The 24,748-nt window shown below is 53.2% G+C and carries 17 protein-coding genes; 9 read left to right on the top strand and 8 right to left on the bottom strand.

Annotated features, from left to right (window positions below; translation table 11 throughout):
- Window positions 1-53 precede the first annotated feature (53 nt).
- The gene (gene ttcA, locus LH86_RS16490; protein ID WP_039306307.1) at window positions 54-974 is read right to left on the bottom strand and encodes a tRNA 2-thiocytidine(32) synthetase TtcA; all 921 of its coding nucleotides are present in this window, start codon (window positions 972-974) and stop codon (window positions 54-56) included.
- Window positions 975-1,134: 160 nt separating this feature from the next.
- On the opposite strand from ttcA, the gene LH86_RS16485 reads away from it, so the two are divergent.
- Window positions 1,135-1,971, top strand: coding sequence for an alpha/beta fold hydrolase (locus tag LH86_RS16485; RefSeq protein WP_039303542.1), 837 nt, complete (start codon window positions 1,135-1,137; stop codon window positions 1,969-1,971).
- A gap of 46 nt (window positions 1,972-2,017) precedes the next feature.
- Here the strand turns inward: LH86_RS16485 and LH86_RS16480 are convergent, their stop codons facing one another.
- Window positions 2,018-2,416 carry an ACT domain-containing protein gene (locus tag LH86_RS16480; protein WP_039303539.1) on the bottom strand — a complete coding sequence of 133 codons (399 nt, stop codon included), beginning with the start codon at window positions 2,414-2,416 and terminating at the stop codon, window positions 2,018-2,020.
- A gap of 131 nt (window positions 2,417-2,547) precedes the next feature.
- Window positions 2,548-4,584 (bottom strand): prolyl oligopeptidase family serine peptidase, encoded by a 2,037-nt coding sequence (locus LH86_RS16475; RefSeq protein WP_039303536.1) that lies wholly within the window; start codon window positions 4,582-4,584, stop codon window positions 2,548-2,550.
- Window positions 4,585-4,795: 211 nt separating this feature from the next.
- Here LH86_RS16475 and umuD point away from each other — a divergent pair, with 211 nt between their 5' ends.
- Entirely contained in the window at window positions 4,796-5,215 is a 420-nt protein-coding gene (gene umuD, locus LH86_RS16470) for a translesion error-prone DNA polymerase V autoproteolytic subunit (protein ID WP_039293957.1), read from the top strand.
- A gap of 2 nt (window positions 5,216-5,217) precedes the next feature.
- Window positions 5,218-6,489: a translesion error-prone DNA polymerase V subunit UmuC gene (gene umuC / locus LH86_RS16465; RefSeq protein WP_039303533.1), complete on the top strand. Its 1,272-nt coding sequence runs from the start codon at window positions 5,218-5,220 to the stop codon at window positions 6,487-6,489.
- Window positions 6,490-6,500: 11 nt separating this feature from the next.
- Here the strand turns inward: umuC and LH86_RS16460 are convergent, their stop codons facing one another.
- On the bottom strand, window positions 6,501-7,031 hold the full coding sequence (locus tag LH86_RS16460; RefSeq protein WP_039303530.1) for an RES domain-containing protein: 531 nt from the start codon (window positions 7,029-7,031) through the stop codon (window positions 6,501-6,503).
- A 166-nt stretch (window positions 7,032-7,197) separates the two neighbouring features.
- Between LH86_RS16460 and LH86_RS22625 the strand changes: the two genes are divergently transcribed.
- Window positions 7,198-7,341 carry a hypothetical protein gene (locus LH86_RS22625; protein ID WP_156107034.1) on the top strand — a complete coding sequence of 48 codons (144 nt, stop codon included), beginning with the start codon at window positions 7,198-7,200 and terminating at the stop codon, window positions 7,339-7,341.
- A 39-nt stretch (window positions 7,342-7,380) separates the two neighbouring features.
- On the opposite strand, the gene LH86_RS16455 is transcribed toward LH86_RS22625, so the two are convergent.
- Window positions 7,381-7,800: a DUF2000 domain-containing protein gene (locus LH86_RS16455; protein ID WP_039303527.1), complete on the bottom strand. Its 420-nt coding sequence runs from the start codon at window positions 7,798-7,800 to the stop codon at window positions 7,381-7,383.
- A gap of 185 nt (window positions 7,801-7,985) precedes the next feature.
- On the opposite strand from LH86_RS16455, the gene LH86_RS16450 reads away from it, so the two are divergent.
- On the top strand, window positions 7,986-8,489 hold the full coding sequence (locus LH86_RS16450) for a DUF1543 domain-containing protein (protein WP_039303524.1): 504 nt from the start codon (window positions 7,986-7,988) through the stop codon (window positions 8,487-8,489).
- A 153-nt stretch (window positions 8,490-8,642) separates the two neighbouring features.
- Window positions 8,643-10,016 (top strand): ATP-dependent RNA helicase DbpA, encoded by a 1,374-nt coding sequence (gene dbpA / locus LH86_RS16445; protein ID WP_039306304.1) that lies wholly within the window; start codon window positions 8,643-8,645, stop codon window positions 10,014-10,016.
- Window positions 10,017-10,116: 100 nt separating this feature from the next.
- On the opposite strand, the gene LH86_RS16440 is transcribed toward dbpA, so the two are convergent.
- Both LH86_RS16440 and LH86_RS16435 read right to left on the bottom strand, forming a co-directional pair.
- The gene (locus LH86_RS16440) at window positions 10,117-11,034 is read right to left on the bottom strand and encodes a bestrophin family protein (protein WP_039303521.1); all 918 of its coding nucleotides are present in this window, start codon (window positions 11,032-11,034) and stop codon (window positions 10,117-10,119) included.
- Between the two features lie 124 nt (window positions 11,035-11,158).
- Entirely contained in the window at window positions 11,159-12,697 is a 1,539-nt protein-coding gene (locus tag LH86_RS16435) for a methyl-accepting chemotaxis protein (protein ID WP_039303518.1), read from the bottom strand.
- 196 nt (window positions 12,698-12,893) lie between these two features.
- Here LH86_RS16435 and LH86_RS16430 point away from each other — a divergent pair, with 196 nt between their 5' ends.
- Window positions 12,894-14,231: an esterase-like activity of phytase family protein gene (locus tag LH86_RS16430; protein ID WP_039303515.1), complete on the top strand. Its 1,338-nt coding sequence runs from the start codon at window positions 12,894-12,896 to the stop codon at window positions 14,229-14,231.
- Between the two features lie 145 nt (window positions 14,232-14,376).
- Window positions 14,377-15,135, top strand: coding sequence for an alpha/beta fold hydrolase (locus tag LH86_RS16425; protein WP_039306299.1), 759 nt, complete (start codon window positions 14,377-14,379; stop codon window positions 15,133-15,135).
- Window positions 15,136-15,168: 33 nt separating this feature from the next.
- Here the strand turns inward: LH86_RS16425 and LH86_RS16420 are convergent, their stop codons facing one another.
- Window positions 15,169-16,899: an ABC-F family ATP-binding cassette domain-containing protein gene (locus LH86_RS16420; RefSeq protein ID WP_039303513.1), complete on the bottom strand. Its 1,731-nt coding sequence runs from the start codon at window positions 16,897-16,899 to the stop codon at window positions 15,169-15,171.
- A gap of 734 nt (window positions 16,900-17,633) precedes the next feature.
- Here LH86_RS16420 and LH86_RS21735 point away from each other — a divergent pair.
- On the top strand, window positions 17,634-24,692 hold the full coding sequence (locus LH86_RS21735; protein WP_052045604.1) for an inverse autotransporter beta-barrel domain-containing protein: 7,059 nt from the start codon (window positions 17,634-17,636) through the stop codon (window positions 24,690-24,692).
- Window positions 24,693-24,748: the final 56 nt, after the last annotated feature.

Below are 24,748 nucleotides of genomic sequence, written 5' to 3'. Positions count from 1 at the left end.
CCCGCCGACACACCATTGAAGTTTTCCCTCTCCGGGCGGAGAGGGAATGGGGATTATTTAATTTCCAGAATATCCAGACGCTGCAGCGGGGCATCAGCGCTGTCTTCTTCCGGCTGCCAGCCAACGGGCTGCATAGGGATCTCTTCGCGATCGAACGCCAGGTCGCCGCCGTTCACCACGTCTGAACCGTGGGTAATGCCTGCAAAATCAAACAGCTCGGTATCGCAGAGATGCGACGGCACCACGTTCTGCATGGCGCTGAACATCGTCTCAATACGGCCCGGGTAGCGTTTATCCCAGTCGCGCAGCATGTCGGCAATCACCTGACGCTGCAGGTTTGGCTGCGAGCCGCACAGATTGCACGGAATAATTGGGTATTCGCGGGCGATGGCAAAACGCTCAATATCTTTCTCGCGGCAGTAGGCCAGTGGGCGGATAACAATATGTTTGCCGTCATCGCTCATCAGCTTCGGTGGCATGCCCTTCATCTTGCCGCCATAGAACATGTTCAGGAACAGCGTCTGCAGAATATCGTCGCGATGGTGGCCCAGTGCTATTTTGGTACAGCCCAGTTCGGTGGCGGTTCGGTAAAGAATGCCGCGGCGCAGGCGCGAACACAGAGAGCAGGTGGTTTTGCCTTCCGGGATCTTCTCTTTCACGATGCCGTAGGTGTTCTCTTCCACAATCTTGTATTCAACGCCGATGCTTTCCAGATAAGCGGGCAAAATGTGCTCAGGGAACCCCGGCTGTTTCTGGTCGAGGTTTACCGCCACGAGGCTAAAGCTGATTGGCGCGCTTTGCTGCAGGTTACGCAGGATTTCCAGCATGGTGTAGCTGTCTTTGCCGCCGGAAAGGCAAACCATAATACGGTCGCCGTCTTCAATCATGTTGTAATCGGCAATCGCTTCACCCACGTTGCGGCGCAGGCGTTTCTGTAACTTGTTCAGGTTGTACTGTTCTTTTTGAGTGGTCATGAAAGTCTCGGGCTCTGAATCCAACACGCACAGCGTGTCATGCTGGCGTGTATGGTACGGATTGCGGCGGCGAATGCCAGCAGGATTTACGGTCACGCCACGTCCATCGACTATGCTTTATCTGGTTAAACGTAATTCATAGCAGCAAGGAGTGAGGTTTATGACATTCGTAAAGACGAAAGATGGCGTTAATATCTTTTATAAAGACTGGGGGCCGAAAACGGCTCAACCGATTGTTTTTCATCACGGCTGGCCGCTAAGCGCCGATGACTGGGATAACCAGATGCTGTTTTTCTTAGGCGAAGGTTTCCGGGTTATTGCCTTCGACAGGCGCGGGCATGGCCGCTCTGATCAGGTTAGCGACGGGCACGATATGGATCATTATGCGGCGGATGCCTCTGCGGTGGTGGAACATCTGGATCTGAAAAATGCGGTGCACGTCGGCCATTCAACCGGCGGCGGGCAGGTGGCTCGCTATGTCGCCCAATACGGGCAGCCTCAGGGGCGCGTTGCGAAAGCCGTTTTAGTCAGTGCCGTTCCACCATTAATGGTGAAAACGGCGAGTAATCCGGGCGGGACGCCGCTTGAGGTGTTTGACGGCTTCCGTAAGGCGCTGGCGGCAAACCGCGCGCAGTTTTACCTTGATGTTGCCTCTGGCCCGTTCTATGGCTTTAACCGCCAGGGCGCTGACGTTTCTGAAGGAAGCATTCGGAACTGGTGGCGGCAGGGCATGGCCGGGAGCGCGAAAGCCCACTATGAAGGGATCAAAGCGTTTTCAGAAACCGACCAGACCGACGACCTGAAAGCCATCACAGTGCCGGTTCTGGTTCTGCAGGGCGATGACGACCAGGTTGTGCCGTACAAAAATGCGGCTATCCTGCAGGATAAACTGCTCAGCAACAGCACGCTGCACATCTACCCCGGCTATCCTCACGGGATGCATACCACGCATGCCGATACCATCAATGCGGACATCCTGAAATTTATCCGCAGCTGATAGCGCTGTTAAGGGGAGGCAAAAGCTTCCCCTTCTTATTTCCCGCTTATGCCTCGGATGCCAAAGATGACAAGGCCGACATGGCTGATTCGGTATCTGTATGCGCCACGAAAATATGGTCGTGATAATACCCAGCCACTACGTTACAGCTGATACCTTGCTTTGCCAGCGCGCGTGAAAATGCGGCGGTAAGCCCCACAGCGGCGAGGGATGAATGAATCTTCAGGGTGATCCAGCTGGCGACGTAGTCGTAGTTAACGGCATGTTTATCTGCCAGATCCTGCGGCAAAACCAGCGTGACACCTTCAACCTCCCGGACGGTCACAATGGCTGCATCTTTTAATTCCGCTGAAGGCGCGGGTAAAGTGCAAAAAACATATTTCCCTGGGTTAAGCTCCGGGGCAGCATTGCTCAGCAGGATTGCCAGGTTATTCTCGCCAGCCATTTATCGGTCTCCTTTTCATTGATTGAGGACGAATTAAATAGCTTTTGAGCGATAAATAAAAATTAAAAAATATGCTGTTGCATTAGATGTGCTAATGGCGAAGCGGCGCGCCTTTGACGCACCGCCCACGTTTATTTCCCGGTCAGCATCTGCCAGAGGAACTCTTCGATCATAGCCTGATGGGACGCCGTCTGGCTATTTTCCGGCGCGCTGCCGTGGCCAGCGTCCGTTTCCTCATACAGCCAGACGTTCGCGTGCCCTTGCTGCTGCATCCGTGCCACCATTCGGCGGGCATGAGCCGGGCTAACCCTGTCATCCTGGGTGCCGGTGGTGAACAGCGTAGGGGGATAATTCACATCGGCGGACACTTTATCGAACGGAGAATAGCGCCGCAGCCACTCTCGCTCTTCGGCAATGTCCGGGTCGCCATATTCGGCAATCCAGGACGCTCCCGCGAGCCAGCGATGATAGTTCAGCATATCCAGCAGCGGGACTTCACACACCAGCGCGCCAAATAATTCTGGGTAGTCGGTAAGCATATTGCCGATCAGCAGGCCGCCGTTGCTCCCGCCCTGAGCGGCAAGTTTTGCGGCACAGGTGACTTTCCGCGCCGCCAGATCGGTGGCAACAGCGGTAAAATCTTCCCAGGCGCGATGGCGATGCTGTTTGAGCGCAGCCTGGTGCCAGGCCGGGCCATATTCACCGCCGCCGCGAATATTCGCGACGACATAAACCCCGCCTTTTTGCAGCCACGTCGCGCCTTTGGCACCGAGATAATGCGGCGTTAAAGAGACCTCGAATCCACCGTAACCGTACAGCAGCGTTGGATTCTCACCGGACAGTGCCAGCGTTTTGGCGGCCACCTGGAAGTAGGGGACGCGGGTTCCGTCCAGCGAAAGGGCAAAGTGCTGGGTCACATTAAATTCCCCTGCGTCAAAGCAGGTCGGATCCTGCTTCACGAGGCTGAGCGTGCCGGTGTCGAGATCGCCATAGCTCAGGCTGTGGGGCTGCAGGAACCCGTGGCTGACCAGCCGGTAGCGGTTACTTTCATCGTCGATACCCCCGGCGGAGACGTTGGTGAAATCGGGTAGCTCAAGCGTTTTTATACAGTGTCGCTGCCCGTTGTCGATTTTCACAATTTCAACCTTCTCAACGGCGTCCTGGCTCAGATTAAGCAGGAGGTAATCGCGGGTTGAGCTGTAGCCTTGCAGCGTCGTGCGCGAGTTTGGCGTGAAGAGCGAAATAAAATTGCGCTCACCTCGCTGAAAATCAGCTAAATCAATAGCCAGCAGGGCACCTGCAGGCCAGGTTGTCTCAGCGATTGGCCAGTCGGAAGTCAGCGTTATCAGCAGCCAGTCTTTGAAAAATCCACAGGATGCGTCTTCGGGAATGGCGATAAGTGTCAGGGTGTTCTGGCCGCTCAACAGCCAGGTTTGTCCGTGGTAAAAGTCTTTGCTGCAGCGCACCACATCTCGCTCAAAACCAGGGGTGTCATCATGCCAGGCCGAAACGGCCATGTCCGTTGCTTCACCGGCGTAGATCAGCGGTGCATCCTGCGGCGATGTGCCCCGAGCCCAGCGATAGACGCGGCGTGGATAGCCGGAGGTGGTGAGCGTATCCTCCCCTGCATCGAGCGCCAGCAGCAGCGTGTTTTCATCCAGCCAACTGACCGAACTTTTGCTTTCCGGCAGGAAAAAGCCTTCGGGGATAAACGTTTTGCTCACCAGATCGAATTCACGAATTTCACAGGCATCGCCGCCGCTGGATAAAAAGATCAGCGCCCGGGAATAGTCCGGATGGAGGAGATCGGCGCCATGATAGCTCCAGTTCGCGCCTTCCTCTTCATTCAGGCGATCGACATCCAGCACCGTTTCCCATTCTGGCGCGGCGGTAAAATAAGAGCTTTCAGTGGTGCGGCGCCAGATGCCACGAGGGTGTTCGTCATCCTGCCAGAAGTTATACACCGCGTTGCGGTAATGACTCCCCCAGGGAATGTTGGTTTTATCGTCCAGCGACTGCAGGATCGCGCCCCGCATTTGCTGGAAACGCTCTCCCGTGGCAAACCTGTCCGTGGTGCGCTTATTTTGTTTTTCCACCCAGCTTAGCGCCGCGGCATCTTCCGGGGTTTCGAGCTGGCTAAGCAAATCCTGACTCACTGGCTGTGTCATCACGCGTCCTTTTGTTGGGTAACGGGCCTGCAATCGACCCTATCATTATGCTGATGCTCATTACACCTGAAGGTTTTTGTGGTTTCTGCCAGCACGCTCGAATTTTTTCGCTTGCAAAACGAAGGGCTTAGCAAAAGTACGTGTTTTCTTACTTGAAGTGTCTTTTTTACCTGATACTGTATATATAAACAGTATTTGTATTGGCGGTATCATGAACCTTCTCAAACCTGCGGCCTGTTGCCCTGACGCTTCTTTTCCTCTTTTTGCTGACCTGGTGCAGTGCGGGTTTCCGTCACCGGCTCAGGACTATGTTGAGCAACGTATCGATCTCAATAAACTGCTGGTGCGCAATCCCGGCGCGACCTATTTCGTAAAGGCGGCGGGGGATTCGATGGTGGAAGGGGGAATTGGCGAAGGGGACTTGCTGATTGTGGACAGCTCAAGAACGGCGTCACAGGGCGATATAGTCATTGCGGCGATTGACGGGGCGTTCACCGTGAAGCGCCTGCAGCTTCGCCCCACGGTGATGCTACTGCCGATGAATAGCGCCTGGGCACCGATTCCCGTCACCGATGAAGCCGAACTCGATATTTTCGGCATCGTCACTTTTATCATCAAAGCGGCGGGCTAAGCATGTTTGCGCTGGTGGACGTCAACAGCTTCTACGCCTCCTGCGAAACGGTATTCCGCCCGGATTTAGCCGGAAAGCCGGTGGTGGTCTTATCCAATAACGATGGCTGCGTCATCGCCCGCTCTGCGGAAGCCCGGTCCTTTGTCAAAATGGGGGAACCGTTCTTTAAACAGAAAGAGGCGCTCAGGCGGCACGGCGTGCTGACGTTTAGCAGCAACTACGAGCTGTATGCCGACATGAGCGAGCGGGTGATGGGCGTGCTTGAAGAGCTGCTGCCGAGGGTCGAGATTTACTCCATTGACGAAGCATTTTGTGACTTAACGGGCGTGAGCAATTGCTACAACCTGAAGGCCTTTGGCCAGACGATCCGTTCGACCATTCGCCAGCGCACCCGCCTGACGGTAGGCGTAGGCATCGCACCAACAAAAACGCTGGCTAAACTGGCAAACCTCGCGGCAAAAACCTGGCAGGAGCGAACCGGCGGTGTGGTTGATTTATCCCGACCGGCGCACCAGCGCTGGCTTATGGCACAGCTGCCCGTCGGGGAAGTCTGGGGCGTGGGGCGGCGGCTGTCGAAAAAGCTCGACGCCATGGGCATCAAAACGGTTTTACAGCTCGCCGATGCGGATATTCGTTTTATTCGGCGGCACTTTAGCGTGGTGCTGGAAAGAACGGTGCGCGAATTGCGCGGCGAGTCATGCCTTGAAATGGATGAGTTCTCCGCCGCCAAACAGGAGATTATCTGCAGCCGCTCGTTCGGAGAACGCATAACCGAGTATGAGGATATGCGCCAGGCGATCGGCAGCTACGCCAGCCGGGCGGCGGAAAAGCTGCGGGCTGAGCATCAATATTGCCGGGTGATCTCTGCCTTTGTGAAAAGCAGTCCGTTTGCCGTGAACGAACCCTATTACGGCAACTGCTCGTCCGTCTCGCTGCTCATTCCCACGCAGGACAGCCGGGATATTATCCAGGCCGCGCTGCAGAGCCTGGACGCTATCTGGCAGGCGGGGCATCGCTACCAGAAAGCCGGCGTTATGCTGGGGGATTTTTTTAGTCAGGGTGTGGCGCAATTCGATTTGTTCGACAACCATGTTCCACGCCCTAACGGCGAAAAATTAATGACCGTGCTGGACTTTCTGAATCAAAAACAGGGCAAAGGCACGATCTATTTTGCCGGGCAGGGTATACAGCAGTCGTGGGCGATGAAGCGCGATATGCTGTCGCCGCGCTATACCACTCGCTATGCCGATCTGCCGCAGGCGTGGGTGTGCTGAGTGTGCTGCCGTTACAAATTCACTTTTTCGGGATGCGGAACAGCGATCGGTTCTCCGCACACCGTGACGCGTGGGCCGCCAAGATCGTTCCAGCGGAATAAATTCAGGTGCCAGCCATCGGGAATACTTCTGGAACGGTCGATAATGCCATCGGCATTGGAGAAGCGAGCCAGGTCAGCGTTTTGCCAGGAAGGCGGTTCAATATTTTGCTGCAGAGCGCTGAGCCAGCAGTGATTAGACAGGTCGCGGTTGATGCCTAAAGCCAGACATGAATATTCATCTCGCTGGTCCAGCACTCGTGCGCCTTCGACATACAGTGGGACGAGCAGCCGCGGCTTGCCGTCTTTTTGCATATGGGCGGCAATCGCCAGCCTTGCCCACTCACGTACCGGGCTCATATAAAGAATTGTTTGCCCTGGCCGATGGTAACGCCCCGGGGAATCGGGCCGGGTGCGCGAAAGCACGCTGCTGAGAAACTCCGCCGGAACAGCGCGGAAAAAGAAACCGCTGACGTTTTTGAAATGAGGGTGGTTATCGGACACAATGGCACCTGGCTTGCTCAGAAAATTAGCAACCCAAGTTAACCAGAACGTTGTGACAGAATTGCCATCGTAAAGACCGAAGAGCCTGTGATGATCGTGCTACGGCCAGAATAGTTTCGCCGCTGAACTTTTTTTCAACCGGCCTGTCAATATCACAGCAAGTATCATGGGAGAGCGTTTCGAAGTGAAAGGATTGTTGACAGCATTAATACTCATTGCCAGCTTTCTGATTGGCTGTGCGATGTATTACAAAGTGGGCTGCTGGTTTGAAGATGACATCATCAATTTTTACGCCGGAGACGAAGGGTAAGGGTTGGGTAACTGCGCAAGGCATCATTACCCGGAGTGTTTAACCTTTAAAGACTGAAAACTTTTTTGTCAGCGGCTTGAGTTTCTCAGTTTCACCGTACAGCGCAATGCCAATAAAATCGAGTTCAGCGAAAGGCGTGTCGCGCGTATCTTTGATCTGCTGCTCAGAAGAGTGCGACAGCATGGTGGTGGTAAAGAAGTTATACAGCACGCCTTCTTCCCTGCATTTCTCCAGCGCTGTTGCCAGCTGGCCGCTGTTTTTAGACTGAAGTACAACCACTGGATAATGGTTCATCCAGGCGCTTAAGCCGCTATCCTGGTTAGGATAGTCATGAAATACAGGCTCATCGACTTTAAGCATAATACCGCCGCACAGGTGGCCCACGGCATTCATTTGCACGCTGACGTCGGCATTGCGGTTCACGATGACATACAGCTTATAGTCATTATCTTCGAACATTCTGGCTCCTTGTCTGTTTAAGCTTCTGCATTGGCTGCTGATTTAGCTTAGGGCGAGAAGCTTAAGCATAGTAATCGTTTTTTTATCCCCGTTCCTGTTGGCGATCAATCTTTAATGCACATGGAAAGTCATTCAAATATCAATCGTTATATATTATTTTATATAGCGATTAATAAGGAGAACAAATGGAACTTTACGTCTTTTATGTGGGCGGCAATGCCGGAAAATCCAATATTGAAGTGCATGATGTCCAGTTTGTGGCTGCCGGGAAGCCGGAGGACGCGTGGCCCGCGCTGCGAGCGGCATGGTTTGGTGACAAAGATAAAATCCATATCGACGGTTACGGCAAGCTACGCTGGGCCGACGGTTACCGCATTAGTCTTTCAGATAAACCCGCTGAACAAACGCCAAAGCTCTTTTTTGTGAACGTCGGCGGCTACAGCCCGAAAACGCTGGCGGAGCTGCATGACTTTGATTTCTTCGTGGCGGAAAATCCAGCCCAGGCAAAAGAGAAGGCGATTGCCAGCCTGCTGGTCGAAAGCTATCAGCAGCACAAAGACAACCTGAAAGATGTCGATGACTGCCTGCTGTTAGAAAGCGTGGGGGATTATTTTATCCATCTGGAAAAAGCGGAGCAGGGCGAACACTTCAGGCCAGAATGGCAGGGTTATTTGCCGATTAGCGAATAACTCTCTTGTCCTCTACGGAAAAACGGTGCCTTAGCGAAAGGTGCCGTTTTTACTGTTTCACTCGCTAACGCAGCAAAATTGATAAACTCACGCCTGAATCACGCGAATCTGCTAGCATACGCGCCTGCCCGTTATTATTAAGAGATGACCATTGTGACCGCTTTTTCCGCACTGAACGCTTTACCTGAAGCACAACTCGCCAACCTTAGCGAACTGGGGTATCACGAAATGACGCCCGTTCAGGAAGCGGCTTTGCCCGCCATTCTGGCCGGAAAAGACGTCCGTGCGCAGGCTAAAACCGGCAGCGGCAAAACCGCCGCTTTCGGGCTTGGCCTGCTGCAGCACATTGATGCCAGCCAGTTTTTAACCCAGTCGCTGGTGCTGTGCCCAACGCGCGAGCTGGCCGACCAGGTCGCCAAAGAGCTGCGTCGCCTGGCACGCTACATGCCAAATATTAAAATTTTAACCCTGTGTGGCGGCCAGCCCTTTGGCGTACAGCGCGACTCGTTGCAGCATGCGCCGCACATTATCGTGGCCACGCCGGGCCGCCTGTTAGATCACCTGAAAAAAGAAACGGTGAAGCTGGAGGCTCTGCAAACGCTGGTGCTGGACGAAGCTGACCGTATGCTGGACATGGGCTTTGCCGACGCCATCGATGAAGTTATTGCCCATGCGCCAGCCAGGCGCCAGACGCTGCTTTTCTCCGCCACCTGGCCTGCAGCCATTGCCGCTATCAGCGGGCGAATTCAGCGTGACCCGCAGACTATTGAGATTGATACCGTTGATGAGCTGCCGTCCGTTGAACAGCAGTTTTATGAAGTCTCCCGCGGGGGCAAAATCGGCCTGCTGCTGGCTTTGCTCAGCAAGCATCAGCCTGCCTCCTGCGTTGTTTTCTGTAACACCAAGAAAGATTGCCAGGCCGTTTGCGATGCGCTGAATGAACGTCATCAAAGTGCCCTGGCGCTGCACGGCGACATGGAACAGCGTGACCGTGACCAGACGCTGGTGCGTTTTGCCAACGGCAGCAGTCGCGTACTGGTGGCAACGGATGTTGCGGCGCGAGGGCTGGATATTAAAGCGCTGGAAATGGTCATTAACTACGAACTGTCGTGGGACCCGGAAGTGCACGTTCACCGCATTGGCCGCACCGCGCGAGCCGGGCAAAGCGGGCTGGCTATCAGCTTCTGCGCCCCGGAAGAAGCGCAGCGCGCGAGCGTGCTGGCGGAAATGCTGAATCTTTCGCTGAAATGGCAGCAGATCCCGTCAGGCGTTTCCGTGAAGCCGCTGGAGGCAGAAATGGCGACGCTTTGCATCGATGGCGGCAAGAAAGCCAAAATGCGTCCGGGTGATATTCTGGGGGCGTTAACCGGGGATATGGGACTGGAAGGTGCAGACATCGGCAAAATCGACGTCCACCCAATCCATGTCTACGTTGCGGTGCGTCAGTCCGTGGCGCGCCACGCGTGGAAGCAACTGCAGCAGGGCAAAATCAAAGGTAAGTCAGTGAAGGTTCGCCTGCTGAAGTAAACAAGCTTTCCCCTCATCCGAACCTTCTCCCCAAGGGGAGAAGGGATAAAAGAACGGCAATCTCTGTTTTCCTCATCCCCCTTCCGGGGAGAGGGGCGAACTAGCTCAGCCGATAATGTCGGTTCGGCTTCAGCGCCTCCGGTTTCTCCGTCTCATCGTTCATATCCCGTAAATCACGTTCAATTGCCACGCAAATGGCATCCAGCGGCAGGTCGTTATCCTCTGTACCAAACGGATCTTCCAGCTCTTCGGCCAGCGAATCCAGAGAGATAAAGGTATACGACACAAACACGGAAACAAATGGCGTCATGTAGTGCAGATCGGTCACCAGAGCAAACGGCAGCATGATGCAGAAGATATACACCGTGCGGTGCTGAATCAGGCTGTAAGCGAAGGGCATCGGCGTAGACATAATGCGTTCGCAGCCGCCGGACACAGCCGACAGCTCGTTAAGATGATTGTCCAGGCTGCGCCACAGCACATCGGAAATCACGCCGTTCTCGCGCTGTTGATTCAGCCAGCTTCCCATCAGCATCAAAATGCGGTTACACGGCGCGTGACTTTCGCTGACCCAGGCCAGATCCTGCGGGTTCAGGTAACGGCTAAGCATTTCCTGCTGCGGCTTTTTACGCAGCGTCATGCGCAGGCTGTTGCAGAAGGCAACCTGTAAGTTCACAAACCGCTGCACCGCCTCAGGCTGATCCCCCGCCAGCGTTTTCACCTCACGCAGCAAAGAGCGCGAGGTGATAGCCAGTTGCCCCCACAGCAAGCGCGCTTCGTTAAAACGTGCGTAGCAGGCGCTGTTGCGGAACCCGAGGAAAATGGCGATCGCCACGCCGAGAATGCTAAACGGTGCGATGGTGAGCTTGATCCCGAGGGTTTCATACCACGGCAGGAAGAAAATAACGCTAATAGAAAGCAGCAGATTCAGCAGCAGGCGGGAATAGATTTTTTCCAGTACCGAACCGTGCCAGACGAAGAGGCGAGCTAACCAGTGTTGAGGCGGGCGAACGATCATGATGAGTAACAGACTAGTAACAAGAGACTGTATTTAACGGCAGACCGTGACGCAGATCAATATTTATCGCTATAGAAGATAAACAAAGGCTACCCCAACGCGCGATGAGATAGCCGCAATGTGATCAGGCGAGTTTAAACACCGAAACGGCTTCATTGAGCCGGTGAGACTGATCTTTAAGCGAATGCGCGGCAGCGGAAGCCTGCTCAACCAGCGCGGCATTTTGCTGGGTGACCACGTCCATTTGCAGCACGGCCTGATTAATCTGCTCAATGCCGCGGCTTTGCTCGCCGGTAGAGACAGCAATCTCGGCCATCAGCGTGGTGACCTGAGTAATCGACGCGGAAATACGCTTCATGCTTTCCCCGGCACGGTTTACCAGCTCGCTGCCGTTGGTGACCTGCTGGCCGGACAGCTCAATCAACTCCTTAATTTCTTTTGCCGCCACGGAAGATCGCTGGGCGAGGTTGCGCACCTCGGCCGCGACCACCGCAAAACCTCGGCCTTGTTCACCGGCACGTGCGGCCTCAACCGCTGCGTTAAGGGCAAGAATATTGGTCTGGAAAGCGATGTCTTCAATGATGGAGATAATGCTGTCGATTTTGCCGGAGCTGGTTTCGATATTGCGCATGGAGCCAATGACCTGGTCGACGATTTGCTGACCTTCACTCGCCGCCGCGCGCATACCGTTAGCCAGCGTATTGGCCTGATGCGAGCTTTCTGACGTCCGCTTAACCGTGACGGTCAACTGCTCCATGCTGGCCGCCGTTTCACCCAGCGAGGCCGCCTGCTCTTCGGTGCGGGCGGACAGGTCGGTATTGCCCGCCGCAATCTCTTCTGATGCATAGCCGACGGTAGTGCTGGACTCGCGTACCTGGCTAATGATTTCGGTGAGCGACAGGCGCATTTGCTCGAGGCTGTGCATCATCTGGCCAATTTCATCATTGGATTTGATATCAATGGAGCGATGCAGCAGGCCGTTGGCAATTTCAGCACAGTGGGCCTTCGCGGTATCCAGCTCTTTCAGGACGCGCACTTTCAGCAAAACAAAGGCGGCGGCAAGAATCGCGATAAACAGCGCGGCAAACAGACCAATGGCGACAAAACTCGAATGAAAACCGGCCTGCGCGTCGTCGTTGAGCCGGTGCGCGTGCTCTTCCCGGAACGCCAGCAGCTTATCCAGCGTGATTTCGAACCCGCGATCGAGCGCCGGGATAGTGGCCGTGACCAGTTCAGCGCTGCGGACTTTGTCATTGGCTTTGGCAGCGTCCAGCAGGGGCTGTAGTCCACCGTCGCGGTAGGCGAGCCAGGCGGCTTTATATTCATCGGCGAGCGTTTGTTCCCCGGGTTGTTTGGCCGCAGCCAGGTAAGCCTGGAAGCTGGTGTCTGCTTTACCCAACGCTTCTTTTGCCCCTGCAAGGCTTTGGCTGGCCTGCACGGCGTTGCCGGATTCCATCTCCTGAATAGCCTGCATGGCGCGAACGCGCATCGTGCGACTGTGGTTAATGGGGTCGATCACGGATAACACGACGCGGATTTCGCTGTTAACGTCATTGAGGGCGTGGTTGCTGCGGGTAAGGGACCAAATGTTGGAGGCCGTGCTGGCGAGAAAAATAAGCAACAGCGTGCTGAAAACCAAAATCGAAAAACGCCTGACTGACATACTAAATCCTTAAATCGGTGAAATATTCTTATCCCAGACAGCGGATGAAGGGCATTCAACACTGCTGGCTGTAAGGTTATCGGCAGCGCGTAGAGGATATTTACCGGGCGGGGAATTAAGAGCACAAAGTGTAATCTTACTGTCATCTGGCTATTTTATAACTCCGGTACCTTAACCACCGATATGTATAAAAACCATGAAATTAAAAACACTTGCCTTACTTTGCAGTACCGTTTTCCCTCTGGCTGTTTACGCTGCGGATGCGCAGGTTGACCGTTACGTTGTCACGTTCCCGCAAGGAGACAGCGTGGCCTACAAAGGTGAATACGCCGCTAACTTCCCTCACGGACTGCCGGTAGGCGTTGGTTCGGGCCTGACCTTTATGGGCAAGCAGGGCGACGACCTGATCTTTACCACCGTGACGGATCGAGGCCCCAATGCGGACTCACCGAAAGCCGGGAAAAAGGAGTCCAAGATTTTTGCAAACCCTGACTTCACGCCTCTACTGATGACGATTCGCGTGAGCAATGGTAAAGCCGAAGCCATCGACGCGAAGCCGCTGCATGATGAGCAGGGGCCCATTAGCGGGCTGCCGCTGCCGGAAGGGCTGATCGGCGCCACCAATGAAATCGCCCTGAGCGATACGCTGCAACAGCTGAAGAGCGACAAGCGTGGGCTGGACACCGAAGGCGTCACGCCGGACGGCAAGGGCGGTTACTGGCTGTGTGACGAGTATGGCCCGTTCGTTATTCACGTCGATGCTGACGGTAAAATCCTGAAAAAATATGGCCCGCAGGCTGAGCACGGTGAACAGGGCGTGGCGGGCGGATTGCCGAATATCGTCAAATGGCGCCAGCCTAACCGTGGGTTCGAAGGCATAACCCGTATGCCGGATGGGCGGATTATTGCGGCGGTGCAAAGTACGCTGGATATTGACGGCAAAACCAAAAACAGCGCGCAGTTCACGCGTTTGGTCAGCCTCGACCCGGCGACCGGTAAAACCGAAATGTACGGCTACCCGATCGACGTGGACGTCTATAAAAAAGCCAAAGATGCCAAAATTGGCGATATCGTGGCGCTGGACAACCATCGCCTGCTGCTGATTGAGCAAGGCGGCGACAAAAACAAACAGATGCGCAACCTGGTCTACGTGGTCGATCTGAACGGCGCCACAGATCTGGCTGGGTTCGATAAAGAAAAAGCCCCAGAGTTTGACGATGCTGAACAACTGAAGGCGCGCGGCATCAAGCTGGCGAGCAAAAAAGAGGTTGTCGATCTGCGCAAGTTGGGCTGGCAGCAGGAAAAAGCCGAAGGCATGGCGCTGATTGATAACCAGACGATTGCCGTGATCAACGACAACGACTTTGGCCTGCAGGCCGTGCTGCCGAATGCCGATGACTACCGGGTGGACGGCAAAGGTCATCTGCTGAAAGACGGAGCGGAAGTGGCGACCAAAATCGAGCTGAAGCCGCTGGAAAAACCGGAATCACAGAACGATTTCTGGGTAATCAAGCTGCCCGAACCCCTGAAGTAATTTCTGCCCTTGCTCCTTTGTCGACTGCGGCAGAGGAGCAAGCCATTAAAAGCCAGGCCGGCCAGGAGCATTTTAGAGAAAGGAGTGGCAGGAAAATACGGTATACTGTATATAAAAACAGTTATTGTAAGAAAAGGGAATGCTGATGCAAAACTTCTTCTCCGCCACGGCGCAATGCCGCGTGCGCTATCTGGATTTACCCGGCGGGGGTGTGCCGCTGCTGTTCATTCACGGCCTTGGCTGTGCGTCCTCTTATGAATATCCCCGCGTCGTCAGCGATCCGGCCTGGAGTTCCCGGCGCAGTATTCTCATCGATTTACCCGGCAGCGGTTACAGCGAAAGGCCGCAGGAATACGGCTACAGCACCCACGAGCAGGCAACCGTGGTGGCTGAGCTGGTTGAGCATTTAGGATTAAATCGTTTCTTTTTATACGGGCATAGCATGGGCGGCAGTATCGCGATTGAAGTGGCCGCGGCCCTGCCGGGGAAAATTGCGGGGTTGATGGTGTCGGAACCCAATTTTCGTGCCGGCGGTGGGATGTACAGCCGCATGATTGCCGCACAGACCGTAGACGAATTTGTGGCGCATGGTTACCAAAAAGCAATCGCGGCTAACGAGGCAAATCCGTGGTCAGGCAGTTTGCAAAGCACCTGTCCCGAAGCGGCCTGGCGTGCCGCAGTAAGTCTGGTCAACGGCATTGAGCCGGACTGGTATCAGCTTTTTGCTCAGCTAAAAATCCCCAAAACGCTTATTTTCGGTGAGCTTTCGCTGCCGGATGAAGATTTTACCGCTTTCCAGCAGGCCGGGGTGACGACGGCCGTTGTGCCGAGTGCCGGGCATTCCATGTCCTGGGAGAACCCGGCCGGGCTGGCGAGAGTGCTGGCCGAGCAATGCAGAGCGTAAAAAACAAAGCCATCCCGAAGGATGGCTTTACGCTTAAATCGCTAACTTTTTATTTAACGCCTCAATCTCTTCCCGCCACTGTTTTTGCAGCGCCGGTTTCTGGTGCTTTTCCTTCCGCGCCACGTCCTCCGCCAGCTTTTCTTCCAGCTCGATAAGCCGTTCCAGCAGTGCATCGCTTTCACGCCAGGGCTGAGCCACGGTTTGCTTTGGCTGCGGCTTTGCGTCGGCCACCGGCTGCCCGGTTTCCTCGGCGGTCAGCAGGACATAGAGCGCGTCCAGGTCGTGCCATTCGCTTAACACGCCGTTATCCACCAGCCAGAAGCGGTTACAGCCTTTGGCGATCAATTCCCGATCGTGGGTCACTAACAGCACGCCACCTTCAAAGGTTTGCAGCGTTTCCGCCAGCGCCTCTTTGCCTTCCATGTCCAGGTGGTTGGTTGGCTCATCCAGCATCAGCAGGGAGTAGCGGGCCAGGGTCAGACCAACGAACAGCAGACGCGAACGTTCGCCGCCGCTCAGCGTACTGACGGTTTGCTGGTGCCGCAGCCACGGGAATCCGGCGCTGATTAACGCCATTTTCCGGTCCTGCTCGCTGAGCGGGGCAAAAGGCTCCAGCGCCGCCAGCAGCGAATCACCGTCGTTAAGCTGGTGTAGCGTCTGGTCGTAATACCCCATGTGCACGCGAGGATGCAGGCGAATAGCGTCCTCACGTTCCGGCTGCTGGTACTGCTGCCAAAGCAGGCGTAGCAGAGAAGACTTGCCGCAGCCGTTCCGGCCTATCACCGCCACGCGGTCGCCGCTTTTCACCCTTTGTAAGGGCAGGGTAAACAGCGGCTCACACTCCGGCGCGGGCCGAACGTTTAACGCTTCCAGCTCCAGCAGCCTGTCGGCAATCAGCGCTTCGCCTTTCAGCTTAAGCTGCCACTGGCTGCCCGCCGTGAGCTCAGTTTGCTCGTCCTTCAGCCGGTCAATGCGCTTCTCCATCTGCTTGGCTTTTCGGGAGAGATCTTCGTTGTCGTAGACCCGGCCCCAAATCGCCAGCCGTTTGGCGCTGGCGGTAATGCGATCAATTTCCTTTTGCTCCGCCTGATGACGGTGGGCATCGGTCTTGTCACGTTCTTCCAACGCGCTACGTGCCTGAGAACACGGCAGCGCAAAGAAATGCAGCGAGCGATCGCGCAGGATCCAGCTACCGTTGGTGACGTTATCCAGCAGGCTGCGGTCGTGCGAAACCAGCACGAAGCTGCCGCTCCAGCTGCGCAGGAACTGTTCCAGCCACAGCAGCGTGGGCAAGTCCAGGTGGTTACTGGGCTCATCCAGCAGCAGTAAATCTGGTTCACTGATCAGCGCTCGCGCCAGCAGCAGGCGAGTATGCTGCCCGCCGCTCAGCGTGCCGGAGGTCAGCCGCCAGTCCGTTTCGCTAAAGCCCATGCTTGCCAACAGGGCTTCTGCCCGCCAGCGTTCGCTATCTCGCTGGTTTTCCTCAATTTGCGCCAGCACGGCATCGAGCATGGTCATCGCGTTGAGGCTTTCCGGCAGATGCTGTTCAACCCTTGCCATCAGGCAGGTTGCCGCACGCGTCACCGAGCCAGTGGTAGGAGAAAGGGTGCCGTCCAGCAGTTTCAGCAGGGTGCTTTTGCCGCAGCCGTTGTGACCGATCAGGCCAATACGGTCGCCTTTTTTCAGGGTAAAAGTGATGGACTCCAGCAGCGAACCGAAAGCGGTGTCGAGGTGCAGAGATTGGGCGGTTAATAAAGTGCTCATATGTGCTTACTCAAGAGTTATGGCGTACAAACGCCTCGTCGTATAACGCTGACGATAACCCGGTAAGCCCGAGAGAAGGGATTCAGTAAGTTTCTTCGCTCAAGCCGAAGTTATCGCAGCACGGAACCGATAACGCTTGAGCAGAGACGATCGCCAAAAGTATGCGAACGGTTAAAGCGCTCACAAGACATCATGGGGATCCTCCTTATATATGTTGAGTGAATAGGTGAGCGGATTGTAGCGGGAAAGCTAATGGTTTACCACCTGCCAGAATTTGTTGTGTTCGCCTGTTTGATAACTACAGAGAATGCGGCAGTAAGGCCGGAGAGAATCTTCAGGGTGACCCAGCTGGCGACATGGTTTTCGTTAACTTTATTTTTGAAAAGTCAGATGAGACGAATAGTTTACCTCTTATTAATTAATCTATTTTATATTAAATGGTTTAATGTTATTGAATTGTTTTATATCAGTAAAGGTTTTAGGTTTCTTCATCTTGAAGGAATAGTCCTACATTCATGAAGGACTATTCTTTTCCTTGTATGAACTTATTGTTATTTGGTGTTGGAGCCAACTACATTATTAGGGTTTGGGATTTCTTATAAATTTGGTGTGAAATTAAGTGTTGCCATAACGAGTTATTTTAATGAATAAGTGTAATTCCATCTAAGTGAGTCGCTGTATTTTTTATTGAGTACCCAAAGGACTGTTTCATCTCTAATAAAGGACTGACTTCTATGTCTGATAAACCCATTGTTTTCGCTTCATTTCGTAAAAAACTGTTGGTCTGGTTTAATGTTGGTATCCAGATATTGTCTCCACTTGCAGTAGCATTCACACCTGCTGTAATAGGTGCGGGAAGTGATAAACAGTTTTTACAAAGTGCGTCGCATAATACAACCCGAAACCAGGTATATACGCTGTCGGCTGGTGAAACGGTTTCCAGTGTAGCGAAAAAATATAATATGACGCTGGACGAGTTACGTAAGCTGAACCAGTTCCGCACCTTTGCTAAAGGTTTCGACAACCTGCAAATGGGGGATGAACTCGACGTACCCGGGGGCCCTTCGTCTAAAATTCAGTGGGACAAAAAGCAGACTTCAGATGCGCAAGCGCATGAAGTTGCAGGCATAGCCTCGAAAGCCGGCGGTATACTGGCAAGTCGACCTAACGGTGATGCAGCCGCATCCATGGCCAGAGGAATAGCGACAGGGGCAGCGAACAGTGAAATTCAGCAGTGGATGAGTCGGTTCGGTACAGCCCGTGTACAACTTGATGCTAATAAGAACTTTTCGCTGAAAAACTCTCAGCTTGATCTGTTGGTTCCTTTTTATGAACAGGATCATCGTCTGGCCTTTACCCAGGGGAGTCTGCATCGAACCGATGACCGTGCCCAGTCAAATATAGGTATTGGATATCGCCAGTTTTATGAAGACTGGATGCTGGGTGGCAATGTTTTCCTGGACTACGACCTTTCCCGCGATTTCGCCCGTCTGGGGTTGGGAGTGGAATATTGGCGCGACTTTCTGAAACTGAGTGCCAATAGCTACCATCGTCTGACCGAATGGAAGAATTCACGTGATTTCGAGGACTATAAGGAACGGCCGGCAAACGGTTGGGATCTTCGGCTGCAGGCATGGCTGCCAGCGCTACCTCAACTGGGCGGAAAGCTGACCTATGAGCAATATTACGGCAAAGAAGTAGCGCTTTTCGGCAAGGGTACCCGCGAGCAAGATCCACATGCCTTTACCTTCGGGGTAAATTATACCCCTATACCGCTGCTGACGTTTAACGCTGAGCAACGCAAGGGGAAATCCGGTCAGAATGATACGCGATTCGGCGCGGATTTGAATTACCAGATTGGTGTGCCATGGCAGCGGCAGATCAAATTAGATGCCGCTGGCGCCCCGCGCAGTCTGCTCGGTAGCCGCTACGATTTAGTTGAACGTAATAATAATATCGTCCTGGAATATCGTAAGAAAGATGTTATTCATCTGCGTACAGCAGACTTGATCGCTGGGTATGCTGGTGAACAAAAAACGTTGGATGTTTCTGTAAACAGTAAATATGGGCTGGAGCGGATCGACTGGTCGATTTCCGGTTTGCTCTCTGCTGGAGGGAAAGTCGTTCAGAACGGTGTGGATTGGGCTGTTGTATTACCAAATATCCAGACGGGGCCAGATGCTGTCAATACCTATACCGTAAGTGCTGTAGCCGTGGATAAAAAAGGCAACGTTTCTCAACGCGCAGACACTCAAGTAACGGTTATTCAGGCCGCTATCGATAGCAATACGAGTACTTTATCACCTGCCAACGTAACCTTACCTGCTAATGGAAAAGCGCAGCAATTGCTGACGCTTTTAATTAGAGATCGTGAGAATAATCCGGTCGATATTGCTGCTGATGAAATCAGCGCAGAGGTAGCAACAGCCCTGAATTATGGCGATGCGCCTACCGTGACAGATTTTACCCGCACTGCTGCCGGCGAATATGTCGCCACATTGACGGCGGGTAACGTTTCTGGGCTGTTTACGGTGGCGGTTGTAACGCGAAATATGCGCTTCTCTACACAAGTGACAACGGTGGCAGACGATCTCACCGCATGGATTGAAACGCTGGAAGCTGTCGCGGATAACGCGATTGCCAATGGCCAAGCCGAAAACAAAATTAAAGTGAAGGTCGTTGACGCCAATAACATCCCTGTTCCTGCCCAGGCTGTCAGCTTAAAGGCTGACAATGAAGCTTTCGTTCCGGATACGGCGGAGACGGACGAGCAAGGAGAGGTTACCGTGCCGGTAACCAGCATTCGGGCTGGTGAAACGGCTGTTACTGCCAGTATTAATGGCAATGGAACTAAAGACGTGAAGCTGACCTTCCGTGCCGATTCTGCCACGGCATGGATAGCGGATAAAGATCTCACTGTGACGCCTGACATCTCCATGGCGGACGGCACAACACCGAAAACCATCAGCGTGAAAGTCATGGATGCGCAGGGCAATCCCGTGCCGGATATGCCGGTGGCGTTGAGTGCGGATAACGGGGCAAAACTTGCAGAAACAAGCGTTAAAACTGATGCTCAGGGGCAGGCAAACACCACGCTAACCAGCACGTTTGCCGGGATATCCTACGTAACGGCCAGCGTGAATCAGGCTGCAGTTACGCGGGAAACCACTTTTATTGGGCACACGGGATCTGCAACCATTGCTTCTGTCTATGGGATGGAAGCTTCCGGCATTGCCGATGGTATAACGCCCGCCGTGTTCCAGGCCGTTGTGACGGATAAGCACGGCAACCTGCTTTCAGATATGCCGGTTGACTGGACGTCTAACAAAGACGATAGCGTCGTCGTTATCGGTAAGACCCGGACTTATACTGATGAGAATGGGGTGGCTGAAACGCCAGTAACCAGCACAAAGAGCCACGCTGATGTGGTGATTACCGCATCCATTCAGTCTACATCGCAATCCGCATCCCCCTTTGCCTTTGTTGCTGATAAAGATCAGGGGCTGATTAAACAATTTACCAGCGATCGACAGACACTCACCGCCAACGGCGTTGATCCGGTACAACTGGTCGTACAGGTTCGCGACGTTCATGACAACCCTCTGGAAGGGGTTACTGTCATGTTAAGCAGCAAAGACGGTGCAGCTATCACGCCAGAGCAGCAACTTACCGATAAAAATGGCTTCGCTTTTGCCACGCTGATAACCACTAAGGCCGGAGAAGTTAACATTGATGCGAAGCTTAACAACGGAGCGAAAAATGCGTTGAAACTGAAGGCTGAGGCAGACGCGGCTACCGGCAGGGTAACAGTGACTGCAGATTCACAGAATACAATAGTCGGGCAGCCAACGCCGGTAATATTGACAGCAAAAGTGGTGGACGCGAATAGCAATCCGTTGTCGGGTGCGGCCATAGCCTGGAAGGCAGATCGCAACCAACTTGGTCATTCTGTATCCATGACCAATGCACAGGGCGACGCGGTTGTTGCACTGAAGGGCACCGAGGCCGTTACGACAACGGTCACGGCTATGCTTTATAACGGTAATGAAGGCAGCACGCAGGTCGATTTCGCTCCGGGAACGGTCGAGCATGGCAAGCTTTCAATATCACCGAATACAATAACGGCGGACGGAAATGCAGTTGCGATAGCCGAGTTAAGGCTGACAGATCGCTGGAATAACCCAGTGCCGGGACAGCACGTTGACTGGAGCAGTAATGAGGCAAGTATAGATTTTACTGCCGCTGAGAAAGGGCAAGGTATCTATCAGGCTAATGTCACTGGGACCAAAGAGGGGATCTGGGCCGTCATCGCGAAAAGTGGAAAAGCTGACCAGCAGGTCTCGCTTGGACTGCTTGCCAGTCAAAATACCGCACAAATTGACAGCGTTCAGGTTATTGGCAGTGATACCGCAAAAGCTAACGGCGTAGATACCGTTGCGATACGAGTGCAGGTCAAGGATCAAAATGGCAATAACAAGTTGCCCGGTGTGGCCGTGGGTTGGGATTCCGCATTTGGCAATACAGTTCCACGCCTTAGCTATACCAACGACCAGGGTATAGCGGACGTTAAATTGAGCAGCACGACAGCCGGTAAGGTGCGTGTCACCGCTATGTTGGGCGGCGGTGTACAGGTTGCAGCAGACAAAGATGCGATCTTTACCGCAGGGAGTGTCGATGCTGATACATCTTCCCTTAGCATTAGACCTGCCAATATTGTTGCGGAAAAAGAGAATACCGTTGTCACTGTTATCGCCAAAGATGCAGAGGGTAATCTTCTCCCGGGCCTGAAAAACAATATTGAACTCCACTTTACCCCTGACCTCAGCATGAGCATGAGTACGGCTTTCGATGAAATATCATCGGGCGTTTATGCTGCAAAGGTTACGGGCAGAAAGGCTGGTACAACCGATATTACCGCTGAGATAAATGGGGTGAAAGCCAGCCAGCATGCCAGTCTTACTATTATGGCGGACAAGCATTCGGCGGTATTAAAAGGCGCTATTACAGTAACGCCTGGGGCTGCCGTCGTGGGGCAAGTCGTAACCTACAGCGCCGTACTGGTTGATAATAACGGTAATGCTCTGGGTGCAGGGATCCCGGTCACCTGGAACGCGAATGAAGGAAGCAAACTGGCTGCGCAGGTCACCATAACGGACAGTGCGGGTAAAGCGAAAGTGACGTTGACGCGTGAGAAAACGGGTACAGCAGAGGTTAAGCTTATTTTGCCGTCAGGGAACACGTCAGCACCGGATGTAGCGTTCAGTGCCGAAGCCGTAGATGAAAGCCGCTCGGAGTTAACGCTCTCGCCGGCGACGATCGCAGCCGGGAAAGAAGTGGCTATATTGAATCTGTTTTTACGCGATAAATATGACAACCCGTTGACAGGTCAGGTCGTCAGCGGCCAGAAGACCTCAGGTACGGCTACGGTCACCGTAGAGCGAAGCGAGGAAGTTGTCGGTAAGCCGGGCCACTATGCAATGAACGTAAGCGGCACAACGACAGGGACAGCAACGCTTTCTGTCAAAGTGAATAACAAGACGTTCAGTAAAACCAAGGTTCTGACAGTTAAGGGGGACGTAAGCAGTTGGAAGATCACGCAAGTCCTGGCGAGTAAAAACAGCATCATTGCCGGCGATGTTAATGGCGTAACCTATAGTGCCACTGTTGTCGATGCGAATGGTAATAAATTACCGGATATGAACGTCTCCTGGCATCTGACGGGGCAGTCAGTAAGCTATGATCGGGCATCCAGGACGGACCAAAATGGTGTTGCAAAAACACAGGTACGCAGCAATACCGCAGGTGAGCTTCTGATGACTGCGTTGCTGGATGATAAAAACAGCAAAGCAGCAAGCAAGGTGATGGTATCACCGGCCGATGTGGATGACACGGCGTCCACCTTTGGCGCTGACAAAAAGCTTATTGGCTCGGATGGGAAAGAGAAGGTCACCTTTACCGTACATCTGAAAGATCAATACGGGAATGTCATTCCGGGCAAGGTGGTCGCTATCCAGAATGTTGGCACGCTGCCAGGATTAAAGCTAACTAAAGTTAATGATATGGGCGGTGGTAATTACGTCGCAGAAGGCAGCTCAAACGTAAAAGGAACGGCGATCCTGAGAGCTCAGGTAGATAAGAAAACCATCGGCAAAGATATTAGCGTGGATATCGGGGCTATTACGCCAGAACTGCGCTTTGCCAATAAAGATCTGAGCACAGTTTGGGCTAAAAGTTATACCGCTCAACAAGTAACCGGGGTGCCGGGCGGTGTGCGGCAAATGTGGTCAGTCTCAGATGAGAGTGTGGCAAGTGTCAACAACTCAGGGGGGCTCACGCTGCATAAATCAGGCAAAGTGACGGTGACAGTTCAGACATCCGGGAACACGCAGTATAACCCCGCTCAGGCAAGCTATGATCTGACGGTAGATAAAGCCTCACCAAAATTGACCGCAGTCAATAAACAGATAAATGCATCCTGGGCTGATGGCAAGGACCACCGCATCTTAGTTTCATTCAGTAATGCTGATGTTGATAACCTTAAGACCGAATATTTTTCAGATAATGGCAATGTGGTGGTGGTGAATAAGGATACGGGCGTACTTTCGGCCGTGAAACCAGGCGTCGCCTTATTGACTATCAGGTCACCGGCTACTGAGCGATTTAATGCGGAATCGGTGGATGTCTCCTACATCCTGAATAAGGGGACAGTTAATATCAAATTTAACGCCACAATAGTGGACATGTCGAATGAAAAGGCATTCGTAAGGCAAGATACGGTAGATAAACTACCGTCTGAGGGATCCTATCGCTGGTCGTCAAGTGACAGTACTGTTATTAACCTCACTGATTCAGGAGATCTACAAGGGAATTTAGGGAAGGGAATGACTCGCCTGACGTTATTCTCTGCGGCGAATGATTATTTTAATGCCAGCCACGGGTTCTATGATGCAAAAGTTTATGCAAAACCAGAAGTGGAGTTAAAGGTTCTTAAATATAAGAACAAAGGCGCAGAAATACACTTAGGTAATGGTGACTGGACTCCTGTATATACCGGTGACTCAATGTATATTCAGTGGGGTAACAGCGGGGATGAATACGTTTCAGCTAAACGCGTGACGGTAAAGGTAGTCGATGATTCCAATGTTGAGCATTTCAAAAAGGTGTATGACACGAATCCTGGACACCTGTATTTTGCGGATGTAACGCCAAAAAGCGAATTCTGGGGGAAAAAGCTGCAGGTGAGAATAGAGGCCGAAGGATTCGATGAGCTGAAAGACTCGAAGGATTGGACAGTGAGCGTAAAGAACCTCGAGCCGCACCAAATTTGGCAGCACTATTATTTCGAATCCAGGATTAGAATAAGCTCAAGCGCGGAGTGGGATGCGGCTTCTTGTCAGGATAGTGGGTTTGGCAGAGAACATCAGCTTAATGTCGATCGCGGGACATCCTCTATATCATTTAATGGCAATAAGCTTATAGCCCCAATGTCTATCAGGATGGATACGCGTATGGAGCGTGTCAGGGGCGGCAACGGCGCAACCGATGTTGGAACAGGCACGGGTAGTGTGGATGTTTCCGTTGATTCAGATCAGATGTTAGATAGTTTTCAGTCATGGTCGGGGCTTGTAACGTGTTTCAGGGGCGATACTGGTCTACAAAGGGATACTGCACATATTACTTATGCGGGAAAAACATATAAGTATGTGGGGAGTAATCATAATTGGGCAGCTCAGACAAACCTGGGTGGGACTAATGTTATCGGCCTGCGTAACTGGAAAAAAACTTATTTCTGACGCCGATTTTTACTGACTGGAACGACTCCCCGGTGTAATGGGGAGTCGAAGGGGAA

This window comes from Cedecea neteri (assembly GCF_000758325.1).
Lineage (GTDB): Bacteria > Pseudomonadota > Gammaproteobacteria > Enterobacterales > Enterobacteriaceae > Cedecea > Cedecea neteri_B.
The sequence above is the reverse complement of the archived record's forward strand: the minus strand, read 5'-3'. Positions and strand labels throughout refer to the sequence as shown.